The organism is Streptomyces sp. TAA204 (genome assembly GCF_000424965.1).
On the sequence record NZ_AUKW01000006.1, the window covers coordinates 400,015 to 413,372 of the forward strand.

The window sequence follows — 13,358 nt, forward strand, 5'->3', positions numbered from 1 at the left end:
ACCTTCCCCGTCGTCACGGGATGTCCCGCAAGTCCCCAACAGGACAGTCGAGACGGCAGTCGGCCGACGGGCCGGACCCACTCGGCGACACCACGTCACATCCTCACCGTCAGTCGTGCCGCCCGCCGAAGCTCCGGGGTCGGCTCCCCGTCACTGACCTGTGGCCGCGGCGTCCTCGCAGCCGCTCCGGCGGGCGACGATCACGGTCGCGCCGAGTTCGCCGCAGACGGCCACGCGGGGACTCAGCCCGCTCCGGGCCACCGCGTCGGCCGCCCGTGCGACCTGGCCTTCGCTGGTCTCCACCAGCAGAATGCCGTCCGGCGCGAGCCACAGCGGTGCCTGGGCGGTCACACGGCGCAGGACGTCGAGGCCGTCCGCGCCGCCGTCCAGCGCCGCCCGCGGCTCGTGGACGCGTGCCTCGGGCGGCAGCAGTGCGACCGAACCAGCGGGTACGTAGGGGGCGTTGGCGACCAGGATGTCGACGCGGCCGAGCAGCGCGGCCGGAAGCGGCCCGTAGAGGTCACCCTCGTGGACCCTGCCGCCGGCGGCTGCGAGGTTGCGGCGGGCGCACCGCACCGCGGCGGGGTCGATGTCGGCCGCGTGCAGTTCGAGATCCTCGACGGACGCGGCCAGCGCCGCCCCGAGCGCGCCCGACCCGCAGCACAGATCGAGGACCACATCGCCCGGAGCTGCCAGGGCGGCTGCCTGCCGGGCCAGGAACTCGCTGCGGCGGCGCGGTACGAAGACCCCTTCGTCCACCTCCACCCGCAGACCGCAGAACTCGGCCCAGCCCAGGACGTGTTCGAGGGGGTGGCCGGCGGCGCGCCGCTGCGCCATGGCAGCGAGTTCACCGTCGGAGGAAGCGGCGCAGGAGAGCAGCCGCGCCTCGTCCTCGGCGAAGACGCACCCGGCGGCGCGCAGCATCGTCACAAGCCAGGAGAAGGAGGACGACGAAGAGATGAGCGACATGGGGGCCTTTCGGGGATTCCCTCGGTGCCTGCTCCGCCCGCCCGCGTCACACGGCCCGCACGGCCGCGGGAGAGGGGCACCCGGCTGGTGCTGCGGTGATGACTCCCACCTCCTCGGCGCGCGGCGTGCTCAGGGACGAGAACTCTACCCGAGCGACACCGCCGTGCGCAGGGCTCTCCTTCCGCCACCCGCCCCGCAGCCCCCTTCCCTTGCCCTGCGGCCTACGTGCCCAGCCCGGCGGCCGCGGCGAAACCGACGACCGCGCCGAACGCGCGCACGCCGCGCTGGAGGACGGTCACCGTCACCCTCCTCTCGCCGTCCGCCCCGGCGCCGGAAGGCTCCGAGACCTCGACCCAGCTGGGTGCGTCCAGATCGACGTAGCGCTCGAACTGCGCCTCCATGCGCACCAGACGGGGTTGCCCGCCGGCCATGGCGTGGTGGCCGCTCTGGCGGGCCGCTTCCATCAGCAGCATCCCCGGAACGTGGTCGACGGGATGGTCGAAGAGCCAGGGACTGCAGGTGAGGACCCGCAGCTGCCGGCGTCCCGCCTCCTCGGCCGGGGCGAGGACCACCTCCCGCTCACTCTCCCGTCCGACCAGCGGGGGAGCCAGCGGCGGGGGCGGCCGGAGCGCGGCGGCCATGGCCGCGGACGGCTCCACGGCGGAACGCCCGCGCAGCCGTGCGTAGACCTCGGGGCTGTGGGCGCTGAAGACCGTGCTTGCCCGTCCCAGCGTGCGGCCCCCGCCGCTGACGGTCATCTCCAGCGCCAGTCTGCGCAGCCGCCGCCCCGGAGCGGGCGGATGCGAGGCCGTCAGCCGCAGGACCACCTCCGCGGGCCGGTCCTCCACGTGTAACAGCGGTGCCGCGAACCGGCAGTGGTGGTGGTCCCATATCAACTGGTGTTCCCTGGGCACCCCGTACGCCGCGTGCGCCAGCATCGGCAGCACCTGTCTGGTCGTCTCCACCAGCAGCATCGGGTCCTGCACCCCGTCACCGCCGGTGCGCCAGAACCCGTGGTCCCGCGGCCACTGCGCACCGACCTCGAACTCGCGCTCGCCGCGGCGCCGCCAGCCGGTCAGCAGCACCTCCGCGTGCGCGGCCTTGTGAACGAACTCGCGGGGAACGGGTGACGAGTACGCTGGGTTTTCCGGCAGATGGGGCACGGCGGGGGTGACAGTCATGTGCGGCTCTCCGGTGGGACGGTGTCCGAAGCGATATGTGCCGGAAACCATAGAACCACTGGTCTGCGAGGTCCGATGACGGCGGAGAGAACAAGGCCGATGCAGCAACGTGCCGTGGAGACGCGGCAGTTGATTCTCGAAGCGGCGGCGGAGGTCTTCGACGAGGCCGGCTACAAGGCCGCGCGGATCTCCGAGATCATGCAGCGTGCCGGCATCACCCAGGGAGCGCTCTACTTCCACTTCTCCTCCAAACTGGACCTGGCCCGCACGGTGATGCTCGCCCAGCAGGAGGCGGTCGTCCTGCCTCCCGGCCCGGACGGACTCCAGCGCCTGATCGACACGACTCTCCTGCTCGCGCGGGAGCTTCAGACGAACAAGCTGCTGCGTGCCGGGGTCCGGCTGGCAGTGGAGCAGGAGGAGATCGGCTTCCACGACGACGCCCCGTACCTGGAGTGGGCCGGGGTCTTCCGCGGCCAGCTCTCGGCCGCGGCCTCACGGGGCGAGCTGCGCACCGGAGTGGACGTCGAGCGGCTCGCGATGCTCCTGGTGGGGTGCTACACCGGCGTGCAGCACTTCTCCAAGCTCTCCAGCCGGCGGGCCGACCTGCCGGAGAGGATCGCGGACCTGTGGCATTTCATGCTGTTGGGGATCGCCCCGCCGCAGGTCGTGGCGGAGATGGCCGTCAATCCCGGGAATCCCGTACAGGTTCCCGTATGACACTGCGGGTGGTGCTGACGGGTGCGAGCGGCTTCATCGGCTCCGCGGTCCTGCGCCGCCTCACCGGGCAGGACGTCACGGTGCGCGCGCTCACCCGGCGGGATCACCCGCTGCCGCCCGGCGTGGAGCAACTCCGTGCCGACCTCGCCCGGCCGGAGTCGCTGGCCGGCGTCTGCTCACGGGCGGACGTCCTCGTCCACGCCGCCTCCCATGTCGGTCCCGACGAGCAACAGAACGTCCAGATCAACGACTTGGGCACCGCCGCGCTGATGGAGGAGGCCGCGCGAGCCGGTGTGCGGCGGGTCCTGCAGCTGTCCACCACGGCCGTCTACGGGCGCGGCCCACACCGGGGAGAGTCCGTGGGGGAGCTGGAGCCGGCCCCCGGGTCCGCCACCAGCCGCACCCGGCTGGTGGGTGAGAAGCACGCACTTGACCGCGGAGCCCTGGTGCTGCGAGCGGGACTCGTCACCGGTGCCGGGGACCGATGGGTCGTGCCGGCCCTCGCCGAACTCGCCCGGCGCGCACCGGGATACTGGCGGGGAGGCCGGGCCAGGCTGTCCCTGATCGCGGTCGAGGACCTCGCACGGGCAGTGACCCGCGCCGCCCTGGCACCCACGGACGTGCGCGGGGTCCAGCACGCCGTGCACCCCGAGCCGGTGCGCCTCCGTGACCTGCTGGACTCACTGGCGTCCCTGGGTCTTGTGCCGCCGCTCAGCGGCGAGTTGACGTGGCAGCAGTGCCTGTCCAGGATGAGCGAACACCCCGGCCGGATCGGCGAACGGCAGCTCAGGCTGCTTGCGTTCGATCACTTCTACTGCGGCCGGAGCCTCTGGAGGCTGTGCGAACTCGACCCCGGGCCAGGCCCGTTGGCCAGGCTCGCCGATGCGGCCGAGTGGTATCGCGGCCGTCCGGAGCGCATGTGACCGGCAGTCCGGACACCGGGCACCTTCTTCTGACTCTGTCGTCCCTTCCGGCGCAAAAAAACAGAACACTTTGTATGTTTGTGGTTGCGGCAGCGCCCCGTAGCTGCTGCGCCTGACGGCCCGTCGCCCCCGCGGGCCGGTACGCACGAAGGGAACAAGCGGCATGAGACAAGAGCGCGCGGAACTCACCCGGTACGCACTGACGATGGCGGCCGCGAGATCGTTCGACCGCTCCGGCTACCAGCGCACCACGCTCTTCGAAGTGAGCCGTGCCGCCACGATGAGCAAGGGCGCCCTCTCCTTCCACTTCGGCAGCAAGGAGGAGTTGGCCGACACCGTGCGGCGGGAGGCGTGCACCCGTACCTACGAGGCGGCCGAAGCGCTCCGGGACAAGGACCAGCCCGCGCTGCAGACCCTCATCGACCTGACCCACCTCGTGGCCCACCAGCTCGCGCACGACCACATGGCCAGGGCCGCGGTGAAGCTCGCCCGCGAGTTGGAGACGCCGCCGGACCCGGAGGTCAACCCGCTCGCGTGCTGGCGCCAGGTCTTCACCGACGTGGCACGGGAAGCCGAGAAGGACGGCGCGCTGACGGGCGGGACCACCGCGGAGGCCGTGGCGGAGCTGGCGTTCTGCCTGGCCTCGGCAGCGCACCCGGAACAGACCGGCCAGGACTCCGACATCCACCAACGTCTGGCCGGACACTGGCAGTTGCTGCTCGACGGGCTGCTGCCCGGCCGGCCGGCGCACCTGTGGAGCGCCGGCACCGAGACCGAGTGGCTGCACGTCGCGGGCCGCGAGCCGGTGGCAGTGGGCGACTGAAGGCGCCGGCAACTGAACGCGCCGGCGTCATCCGGATGTCCGTCCCGTCCCATGCGGTGGTGGGCCATGCTCGCGGCACGGTGCCGCGCCCGCGCAGCCGTGCGGCCCCCCAAGCCCCCGAGGGGCGGAGCCGGGGCCCGTCCCGCAGTGCGCGCGGACGCCCCCTGACTCCCGTTCGCGCCGCACCTGACGTCTCGCGCCACGCTGTCCCCCGACGGCAGCGTGGTGCACACCCGATCATGGCCGTGGAGCTCTCACCTTTCCAGGCACGACTTTTTGAGTGTAAGAACGGGGTGTCCAATAAAACGCGCCCCCGTTTCGCAGCGGCTTGAGGAGAGCCACCGCATGCCCCGGCAACACGAACCGCAGCCGCGCCAGCGCCGGCGCGACCTTCAGAACTTCCTGCGTGAGGCCCGCGCGCGGGTCGACCCCGGCGATCACGGCCTCCAGCGCCCCAGCGACCGCCGCGGCAGGCAGGTCCCGGGCCTGACCCAGCCGCAGATGGACTGGCTCCTGCGCAGCCGGACCGGTACGTACGGCAGCTTCGAGCGCGGCGCCAAGACGAACCCGTCGACCGACTACCTCGACCGTCTCGCGCGGTATCTGAGGCTCAGCCCGCAGGAGTGGGAGTCGCTGTGGCGGCACGTCTACGGCCACAACCCGCCCTATCCGCTGGACCCGCTGGCCGGGCTGGAAGTGGCGGGGGTGTGGCGGCGCGCCGTCCACGAGATGTCCACGATGGCCTACATCAGCGACCTGTCGTGGAACCTGCTGGAGTACAACCCCGCGTTCGCGTCGATGTTCCCCGGCGGGCTGCCCCCGCACAACATCATGCGCTGGATGCTGCTGGACGACGCCGCACGTACCCGGGTACTGCTGGACTGGGAGAACTCCTGGGCGCCGATGGTCATTCCGCAGCTCGTTGCCGCGCGGCACGCCCACCCCGCGGACCCCACGCTCAGGCAGCTCGAGCACGAGGTCTTCAACGACCCCTTCACCGGCCCCATCCGGCGCGACGGGGCAGCGGCCTACTCCCACCCCGACGGCGACGAACGCCCCCTGCACCACGCCACGCTGGGACGCGGCAGGGTGCGGCTCGGCGCCGCGGAACCGCTCAGCAGCCCGGGAGCACGACTGATGGTGGTCGAGTTCGCCCCCGGCGACGCCTGAGGAGGTGATCGTCACATTCGTCGCCGCGGGCCAGGTCAGGTGACACCATGGTGAGAGGTACCACGCACCGTGAGGACCACAGGAGCCGCAGTGAACGTCGCGTATGTCGCCCGGCCCTCGACGGCGCTCCCGCCCCACAAGGTCCTGACCGAGGAGATCCTGGCCGACATGGCCGGCAAGCTCCGCGGCCATCCCCAGCTCCCGCGCTTCCAGCGGATCGTGGGCAACTGCGGGGTCGAGAGCCGGTACTTCACCCGCCCCCTCGGTGCGCACACCCTCTCGGACGCCGCCCCGGTCGCCGAGCGCAACACCGCCGCATACCAGGACTCGCTCTCTCTCGCTCTCTCAGCGGCCTCCGGCGCCCTGGACAACGCGGGCCTGGCGCCGTCGGACGTCGACGCGGTGGTCACCAGCCACACCACCTCCTGGGCAAGCCCCGGCATCGACACCGACCTCGTCCGTCACCTCGGTCTGCGCCCCGAGGTGGGCCGTACGGGCATGGGCAGCCTCGGCTGCGCGGGCGGGGCCCACACTCTGGCCAAGGGCGCCGCCGAGGCGCTCAATCCCTTCCTCGAGGGCAGCGGGAACGTCCTCGTCGTTGTCGCGGAGACTCTCTCCACGATCTACAACTTCCACGAACCCACCCTCCGCAGCACCCTCTACAACGCGCTCTTCGGTGACGGCGCCGCCGCGGCCGTCGTCTCCCGCAGCCGCCTCACCCCGGGGATGGCCGTCGAACGCACCTGGGAGTACCTGCTCCCCGACAGCCGGGACCGCTACTTCGGCCAACTCACCGACCACGGCCTCGTCTTCGAGAGCACTCCCCGGGCGCTGCGCGGCACCTCGGACGTCATGCCCGCCCTGCGGGCGTGGGCCGCGCGGGGCGGCGAGGAGCTCGCGCGTCCCTCGTGGAGCGCCGTGCACCCAGGGGGGCCGCGCATCCTCGACGACGTCGCCGCCGGACTCGGCCTGACCCGCCAGGACTTGGACCTGTCCTGGAGGAGCCTGCGTGAGTGCGGGAACCTGGGCGGCGTGGCGCTGCTGCACGTCCTCGGCCTTCTCCATGACGCTCCGCCGCAGACGGGGGAGGCAGGCGTGGGTCTCGCCTTCGGGCCGGGCTTCACCGTCACGGCGCTGCAGGGCCGGTGGACCTGACGCGCGCGGACGTGACGGAGGCAGATGTGACGAGGGCCGCGCGGAGGCGATGAGAAACGGCCGGCCGGTCGGTCTGCCCGGGGGAGTGCTCCACCCCGCACCGCGAAGGAGTCCGCCATGACGCAGCCGTCCCGAACACCCCTTCCCTCGCCGGTTCCCGCACCGGCCCTGCGCTCCGGGCGCCGAGGGGACCTCGCACTGCGCGTCCTGCAAGTGGTACTCGGGCTGTTCTTCGTGGCGGCCAGCGCCGTCCCGAAGCTTGTGGCCCACTCCTCGGCCACGGAGAGCTTCGAGGAGATCGGCCTCGGCCTGTGGCTCATGTACGCGGTCGGCCTGCTGGAACTCGCCGGCGGCATCGCTCTCGCCACACCGTGGCTGTCGAGCCTGGCCGCCCTGGGCCTGATCGCCCTGATGGCCGGCGCCCTCATCACTCAACTGACCGTCTTCGACGGCCGGTACGCCATCACGCCGGTGCTGCTGACCGTGCCGCTCGTCCTCATCGCCTGGGGCCGCAGGGACTCGCTGCGCCGGATTGCGGCACTGCTGCGCGGTGCGGACCGTGCACGCACGGCGCGGTGACCCCGCGGTCACTCCAGGAGCGACCGCACGGACTCCGCTGAGCGGCCCACCACCGCCCTCCCGTCGTCCGCTGTGAGGATCGGCCGCTGGATCAGCTCCGGGCGGGCCGAGAGCGCCTCGATCCAGCGGCGGCGGCTGCCCGGTTCGCGCGGCCAGTCCGCCGGCCCCGGACCGGCGGCTGCTTCCTCGCCGGTGCGGGTGATCTCCCAGGGCTCCAGCGACAGCCGCTCCAGCACCTCCTCCAGCTCCTCCGGGCTCGGAGGATCGTCCAGATAATGCCGGACGGTGTACGCGACCTGCTCCTCCTCCAGCAGGGAGAGTGCCGAAGCGCACTTGGAACAGGCCGGGTTGATCCAGATCTCCATCCCAGCAGCCTTTCACGGGTGCCTCGGGCCCGGCCCTCTCTCGCTGCCCCCGTACATCGGGGGCCCGCGGGTCGTGGTGCTGCTGCGGGCTGAGAGACGGTGGCCGGCGGACGACCCGCGGAAGGTGTCAGGAAGCCGGGGTCCGGCTGCCGGGCCCGGCGATCTCTCCCGAGCCGCGGGCGATCAGCCGGGTCGGCAGAGTGGTCCTGCCGGGGGCGGGGGAGCGGCCCGCCATCCTCTCGAACATCAAGCGGGCGGCCGTGCGTCCGATCTCCTCGACGTCGTGCGAGATCACGGACACCGGCGGGTCCATCAGATCGGCCGTCTCGAAGTCGTCGAAGCCGACCAGCGCCACGCTGCCTGCCGCGCGGAGGCTCCGCAGGGCCCGTGCGGCGCCGACGGTGCACTGGTTGTTCAGCGTGAACAGCGCGGTGGGCGGCTGAGGCGCCCGGAGCAGGTCGCGGCAGGCGTCCATCGCCTGCTGCGCCGACTCCGCGCCCAGGCGTACCAACTCCCCCTCGTACGGCACCTCCAGGGCCTCCAGCGCCGCCCGGTGCCCGCTCATGCGCTCGCCGACGCTGAAGATGCCCGCCTGGGCACCGACCACCCCGATCCTGCGGTGCCCCTGGCGGAGCAGGTGCTGCGTCGCCTCCCGCGCGCCGCCCGCGTGGTCGGTCAGCACGGCGTCGGCCGCTATGCCGTGCGGCGGGCGGTCGACGAAGACCATCGGCACGCCCGCCTGCTGCTCGGGCCGCAGGAAGGCGTGGTCCTCGCCCGCCGGGACGACGATCAGCCCGTCCACGCGCCGCGAGCACAGCGCCATCAGCGTCTCGCGCTCCCGTGCGGCGGTGCGGGAGGAGACGGTCAGGACCATGCTTCCGTGCTCGGTGGCGACCTCGTCGATGCCGTGGACCAGGCTGTCGTGGAAGCGGGTGCCGGCCTGGGGGAGTGCCAGGCCGATGGTGCGTGTCCGGTCGCTCTGCCGCAGGTCGCGTGCCAAGTCGTTGCGGCGGAAGCCCAGTTCGGACATGGCCTGCAGGATGCGCGCCGCCGTGGCGGGCGAGACGCCCTCCTCGCCGTTGAGGACGCGGGAGACGCTCTTGATGCTGGTGCCCACGTGTGCGGCGACGTCCTTCATCGTCGGCCGTCCGGCCGCCCGCCCGCTGCCCGCGCTGGAGTCAGCCACCTCTCACCGCACCTCTCACCGCTTCGCGGCCCGCTCCGGCTTTTTCTCCCGGCACACCTCTTGACGCCGGTACCCGGTCAAGTGTGCACTGCCTCTCGAGTTTACGTCAACGTTGTCGGTCAACGTTGACGCACCCGTCACCGTCAGCCGTATCTGGAGAGACGTGCACGTCCAGGCCATGCCGCCCCCTCAGGAGCAGGCGCAAGAACCCCTCGGAGTCGTCGTGCCGCACACGCACTGGGACCGCGAGTGGTACAGCCCTTTCGAGACGATGCGCTTCCAGCTCGTCCAGTTCATGGACGAGCTGATCGACGTGCTGGAGTCCGATCCCGGCCTGCCGGCCTTCCTCCTCGACGGCCAGGCCGTGATCCTCGACGACTACACCGAGATCCGGGGCGGTCAGCGCGAGCGGCTCGCCGCGCTGGTGAAGGCCGGACGGCTGCGGCCCGGCCCGTTCTACGTACAGCCCGACGAATTCCACGTCTCCGGCGAGGCTCTGGTGCGCAACCTGCTCATCGGCTGCCGGGTCAGCGGCGAGTACGGGCACGTGATGCGCGAGGGCTACCTGCCGGACACCTTCGGACACGTGCACCAACTCCCGCAGATCCTGCGGGGCTTCGGCATCGACACCTTCTATGCGATGCGCGGCTTCGGCGACGAGACGGACACCACCGGAAGCGAGTTCTTCTGGCGAGCCCCCGACGGCTCACGCGTCCGCGTCCACTGGCTCGCCGAGAGCTACTCCAACGCCGCCGTGCTGACCGGCGACCCGGAGACGCTCTCGCTGCACCACGGCATCCTCGTCGGCTACGACCGCCTGTCCGAACTGCTGGAACGCCTCACCGGCCGCTCCGGCACAGGTGTCGTGCTTCTGCTGAACGGAGGCGACCACCTGCGCGTCCAGCAGGGCGTGCCCGGCATGGTCCGCTCCCTGGACGCGGCGCAGGCCGAAGCGGGTGCCACCCGGCTTCGGCTGGGCGGCCTGGAGGAGTTCCGCAGGCTCACCGACGAACGGCGACCTCCACAGGCCGAGTTGAGCGGAGAGCTGCGCTACGGCCGCAACCACGACGTCTTCGACGGCATCGGCTCCACCCGCACACCGCTCAAGAGGCTCAACGAGTCCACCGAGGCCCGCCTGTCCGGGGCCGCCGAACGCCTCGACGCACTTGCCACCGTGCTCGACGGCCGTTCCCACCTCGACTCCCTCCGCCACGCGTGGCGGGAGCTGGTCAAGAACTACGCGCACGACTCCATCTGCGGCTGCTCCGCCGACGAGGTGCACGAGGAGATGAACGTACGTTTCGCGCGCGTGGGGCAGATCGCCGAGGCGGTCACGCAGGACGCGCTGGCCCGTATCGCCCACACCGCCGCCGCCGCCCGGGAGGGGCACGCCGAAGCCGCCGCGGGCGGAGCGATCCCCCTTGTCGTGGTCAACCCCAGCGCCTTCACCCGCTCCGGACGGGTCACCGCCGACGTCGTTCCCGACCCTGAAGCGCCCCTGGGCGAGCGGAGGTTCGGGTGGACGCAGTCCGCCACCGGCACGGACTGGACGCGCCACGCCCTCATCGGCCCCGACGGACGGCGCCTGCCCTTCACCGCCGCCCCGGCGCCCGCCGTAACGGTCGAGGACACCCTGGACCGCCGCAAGGAGATTCGCCGCGACCGGCTGACCTTCCACGCCGCCGATGTGCCCCCGCTCGCCCCGGCGCTCTACCGCCTCGTGCCCGAGGAGGCCGCCCCCGACGCCTCTCCTGCCCCCGCCGCACCGCCGTCCGCCGCACCGACCCTGCGGCAGGGACGCAGCCTGACCAACGGCTTCCTGCGCGTCGAGATCGAACCCGAGGGCACCCTCGCCCTCACCGAAGCCGCCACCGGCCGGCGCCGCACCGGACTGCTGGAGATCCTCGACGACGGCGACGCGGGCGACGAATACGGCTTCGGACCGCTGCCCGGGGACTCCCCGCTCTCCTCCCGCTCAGCGCACTGGCAGGTCTGCGACGGCCCCGCCGAGGACACCCTCGTCGCCCGTGCGCACCTCACCGTCCCCGCGTCCCTCGCCCCCGGCCGCGCCGCCCGCGACACCGCACGCACCGTGGCACTGCCGCTGCGGCTGTCCGTCCGGCTGCCGCAGGGCGCGGACCGCGTCGAGGCCGAGGTCGGCTTCGACAACCTCGCCGAGGACCACCGGCTGCGTCTGCGCGTACCGACCGGAGTGCACGTCGGGCACTCCGTCGCCGAGTCCGCCTACGGCGTCGTCCGCCGCTGCGCCACGCCCCCCGCCGGGGAGGGCTGGCGCGACCGCCCCACCGGTGCCTTCGCGATGCGCCGCTTCGCCGCGCTGGAGGACTCCCGCGACGGCTTGGCCGTCTTCACCGAGGGCCTCCACGAGTACACGCACACCGGCGGTGACGTGCTGGAGGTGACGCTCCTGCGTGGGGTGGGCTGGATGGCCCGGCAGGACCACCCGCTGCGTCCGCACAAGGTCGGTCCCGAACTGCCCACGCCCGCCGCACAGTGCCACGGCCCGCAGACCTTCCGGGTCGCGCTGCGCCCGTACGGCGGCAGCGCGCACACCGGCGATCTGTACCGCACCGCCGAGGAGTTCGCCCTGCCGCTCCTCACACACGCCGTGCAGAGCGACCGCCCCGGCCCCGCCCCGCTCGCACCGCCGCTCGGTCTGAGCGTGAGCCCCGCGCAGGCCGTCGTCTCCGCGGTGAAGAGCGCGGAGGACCGCGACGGGCTGCTGGTGCGCGTCTTCAACAGTTCCGACACACCCGTCGACGCCACGATCACCCCCCGATTCCCCGTCGCGGCCGCCTCCCTGTGCGACCTGGAGGAGAACCGGCAGCAGGAGCAGGCCGTTTCCCCGGACGGCACAGTCCGCCTCCGCCTCGACGCCGGACGGATCTCCACCCTGCGCCTGCACCCGGCAGCGGCAGCAACGACCACCAGGAGGCGATGAACGATGCGACACCCACCGTCCGCCGGAGGCCCAAGCCGCCGGAGCCTGCTGCGCACCACCGCAGGCGCCGCCGCGGCGCTCGCCCTCGCACCGGGGTGCGCCTCCTCGGGCAGCGGCCCCGGGACCACCGCCTGGCAGGCGATCCCGCCCTACTCCCTGCAGGCACCGGACCCCGAGCGGGCCGGCTATCTCAAGCGCCGGCTCGCCGCCCACCGCAAGCGCTCCTCCTACGGCATAGAGCCGCTGGTCAGCAGCAACGACACCTCCGCGGCCATGGCCAAACTCCTTCTGCAGGCCTCCCAGGACCGGGCGCCGGACATAGCCCAGGTCGACTCCTACATATTCGGCCGCGTCGCCCCCTACGCCCGTCCGATCGGAGGGCACCTCGAGCGCCTGGGGCTGGAACTGGAGGACTGGTTCCCCGCCATGCGCCGCGAGATGGAGCCGCGCCGCGGGGACGTGCGCGGCCTGCAGTTCACCGCGGACCTGCGCGTGCTGTACTACCGCCGGGACCTGGTACCACAACCTCCCGGCGACTGGGACGAGATGACCTCCATGGCCCGACCGCTGGCGCGGCGCGGCTATTCGGTCCTCTTCCCCGCCGGCCGCAGCGAGGGCGCGGTCACCACGACACTGTGGCCCGCCTACTGGAGCCAGGGCGCCGAACTCTTCGACAGCTCGGGGGAGCCCGCCTTCGCCTCCGGCAAGGGCTACGCGGCCATGCGCTCCTGTCTGCGGGCGGTGCAGCGCTGCGTCGAGCGGGGCGTCGTCCCGCGCAGGGTCGCGGGCTACGACCAGGAGGACGACGAGAACCCCGACATCGTCGCCGGCCGGGTCGCGATGTTCCTCGGCGGAAGCTGGCAGGCCGCCGCCCTGGACGGGCTGATGAAGGACGAGAACTTCTTCCGCCGCTGGGGCGTCGCGCCCATGCCCACCATCGGCTCTGACCGCCACGTCAGCGCCACCGGCGGATGGATGTGGGCCGCCTTCACCGACGACGAGAAGAAACTCGCCGCGGGGCTCGACTGGATCACCTCCGCCTACACCGGCGACAGCGGCATGGCCGCATGGTGCTCCCTGGGCGGCTACCTGCCGCCCCGGCAGAGCATCCACGAGCACGAGCGCTACCGGCAGGACCCGTTCACGCCCGTCTTCCGCGACCACATCATCCGCTACGGCCGTGCCCGTCCCGCCGACCGCAAGTACCAGGACGTCTCCCACACCCTGCAGATCGCCCTGTCCAGCGTCGCTTCCGGCACCGCCGGTGCCACAGAGGCTCTCGACCAGGCCCTCGACCGGCTCGTGGCATGAGCCGCACAAGGGAGGAA

General features: G+C 72.4%; 12 protein-coding genes. 8 read left to right on the forward strand and 4 right to left on the reverse strand.

What is annotated here, in order from left to right:
- Positions 1-150: 150 nt before the first annotated feature.
- Complete coding sequence (locus H343_RS0114500; protein ID WP_028431746.1) at positions 151-969, reverse strand: putative protein N(5)-glutamine methyltransferase; 819 nt, start codon at positions 967-969, stop codon at positions 151-153.
- Between the two features lie 221 nt (positions 970-1,190).
- Positions 1,191-2,150, reverse strand: coding sequence for a ScbA/BarX family gamma-butyrolactone biosynthesis protein (locus H343_RS0114505; protein WP_028431747.1), 960 nt, complete (start codon positions 2,148-2,150; stop codon positions 1,191-1,193).
- Between the two features lie 99 nt (positions 2,151-2,249).
- Here H343_RS0114505 and H343_RS0114510 point away from each other — a divergent pair, with 99 nt between their 5' ends.
- The 6 genes from H343_RS0114510 (at position 2,250) to H343_RS30660 (ending at position 7,517) form a co-directional block, all read left to right on the forward strand.
- Positions 2,250-2,867 (forward strand): ScbR family autoregulator-binding transcription factor, encoded by a 618-nt coding sequence (locus H343_RS0114510; RefSeq protein WP_028431748.1) that lies wholly within the window; start codon positions 2,250-2,252, stop codon positions 2,865-2,867.
- Complete coding sequence (locus H343_RS30645; RefSeq protein ID WP_037903681.1) at positions 2,864-3,790, forward strand: NAD-dependent epimerase/dehydratase family protein; 927 nt, start codon at positions 2,864-2,866, stop codon at positions 3,788-3,790. The genes H343_RS0114510 and H343_RS30645 overlap by 4 nt, the downstream gene beginning before the upstream one ends.
- Positions 3,791-3,953: 163 nt before the next feature.
- Complete coding sequence (locus H343_RS30650) at positions 3,954-4,613, forward strand: TetR/AcrR family transcriptional regulator (protein WP_051265219.1); 660 nt, start codon at positions 3,954-3,956, stop codon at positions 4,611-4,613.
- Positions 4,614-4,958: 345 nt separating this feature from the next.
- The gene (locus H343_RS30655) at positions 4,959-5,783 is read left to right on the forward strand and encodes an MmyB family transcriptional regulator (RefSeq protein WP_051265220.1); all 825 of its coding nucleotides are present in this window, start codon (positions 4,959-4,961) and stop codon (positions 5,781-5,783) included.
- Positions 5,784-5,873: 90 nt separating this feature from the next.
- A complete protein-coding gene (locus tag H343_RS0114530) occupies positions 5,874-6,938 on the forward strand; it encodes a beta-ketoacyl-[acyl-carrier-protein] synthase family protein (RefSeq protein WP_028431749.1) in 1,065 nt (354 codons plus the stop codon).
- A 117-nt stretch (positions 6,939-7,055) separates the two neighbouring features.
- Positions 7,056-7,517, forward strand: a complete 462-nt coding sequence (locus H343_RS30660) for a DoxX family protein (RefSeq protein WP_037903683.1) — start codon at positions 7,056-7,058, stop codon at positions 7,515-7,517.
- An 8-nt stretch (positions 7,518-7,525) separates the two neighbouring features.
- On the opposite strand, the gene H343_RS0114540 is transcribed toward H343_RS30660, so the two are convergent.
- Positions 7,526-7,882 carry an ArsC/Spx/MgsR family protein gene (locus H343_RS0114540; RefSeq protein ID WP_028431750.1) on the reverse strand — a complete coding sequence of 119 codons (357 nt, stop codon included), beginning with the start codon at positions 7,880-7,882 and terminating at the stop codon, positions 7,526-7,528.
- A 127-nt stretch (positions 7,883-8,009) separates the two neighbouring features.
- Positions 8,010-9,068, reverse strand: a complete 1,059-nt coding sequence (locus H343_RS0114545; RefSeq protein ID WP_028431751.1) for a LacI family DNA-binding transcriptional regulator — start codon at positions 9,066-9,068, stop codon at positions 8,010-8,012.
- A 112-nt stretch (positions 9,069-9,180) separates the two neighbouring features.
- Between H343_RS0114545 and H343_RS0114550 the strand changes: the two genes are divergently transcribed.
- Together H343_RS0114550 and H343_RS0114555 are read left to right on the forward strand one after the other, a co-directional pair.
- Positions 9,181-12,030, forward strand: coding sequence for a glycoside hydrolase family 38 N-terminal domain-containing protein (locus H343_RS0114550; RefSeq protein ID WP_158679563.1), 2,850 nt, complete (start codon positions 9,181-9,183; stop codon positions 12,028-12,030).
- A 3-nt stretch (positions 12,031-12,033) separates the two neighbouring features.
- Positions 12,034-13,341, forward strand: coding sequence for an extracellular solute-binding protein (locus H343_RS0114555; RefSeq protein WP_028431753.1), 1,308 nt, complete (start codon positions 12,034-12,036; stop codon positions 13,339-13,341).
- The last annotated feature ends 17 nt before the right edge of the window (positions 13,342-13,358 follow it).

Bases quoted from the DNA above. Each gene is read 5' to 3' on its own strand.
- H343_RS0114540 (WP_028431750.1), bottom strand. From the start codon at position 7,882: ATGGAGATCTGGATCAACCCGGCCTGTTCCAAGTGCGCTTCGGCACTC.
- H343_RS0114500 (WP_028431746.1), bottom strand. From the start codon at position 969: ATGTCGCTCATCTCTTCGTCGTCCTCCTTCTCCTGGCTTGTGACGATG.
- H343_RS0114510 (WP_028431748.1), top strand. From the start codon at position 2,250: ATGCAGCAACGTGCCGTGGAGACGCGGCAGTTGATTCTCGAAGCGGCG.
- H343_RS30650 (WP_051265219.1), top strand. From the start codon at position 3,954: ATGAGACAAGAGCGCGCGGAACTCACCCGGTACGCACTGACGATGGCG.
- H343_RS30645 (WP_037903681.1), top strand. From the start codon at position 2,864: ATGACACTGCGGGTGGTGCTGACGGGTGCGAGCGGCTTCATCGGCTCC.
- H343_RS0114555 (WP_028431753.1), top strand. From the start codon at position 12,034: ATGCGACACCCACCGTCCGCCGGAGGCCCAAGCCGCCGGAGCCTGCTG.
- H343_RS30655 (WP_051265220.1), top strand. From the start codon at position 4,959: ATGCCCCGGCAACACGAACCGCAGCCGCGCCAGCGCCGGCGCGACCTT.
- H343_RS0114505 (WP_028431747.1), bottom strand. From the start codon at position 2,150: ATGACTGTCACCCCCGCCGTGCCCCATCTGCCGGAAAACCCAGCGTAC.
- H343_RS30660 (WP_037903683.1), top strand. From the start codon at position 7,056: ATGACGCAGCCGTCCCGAACACCCCTTCCCTCGCCGGTTCCCGCACCG.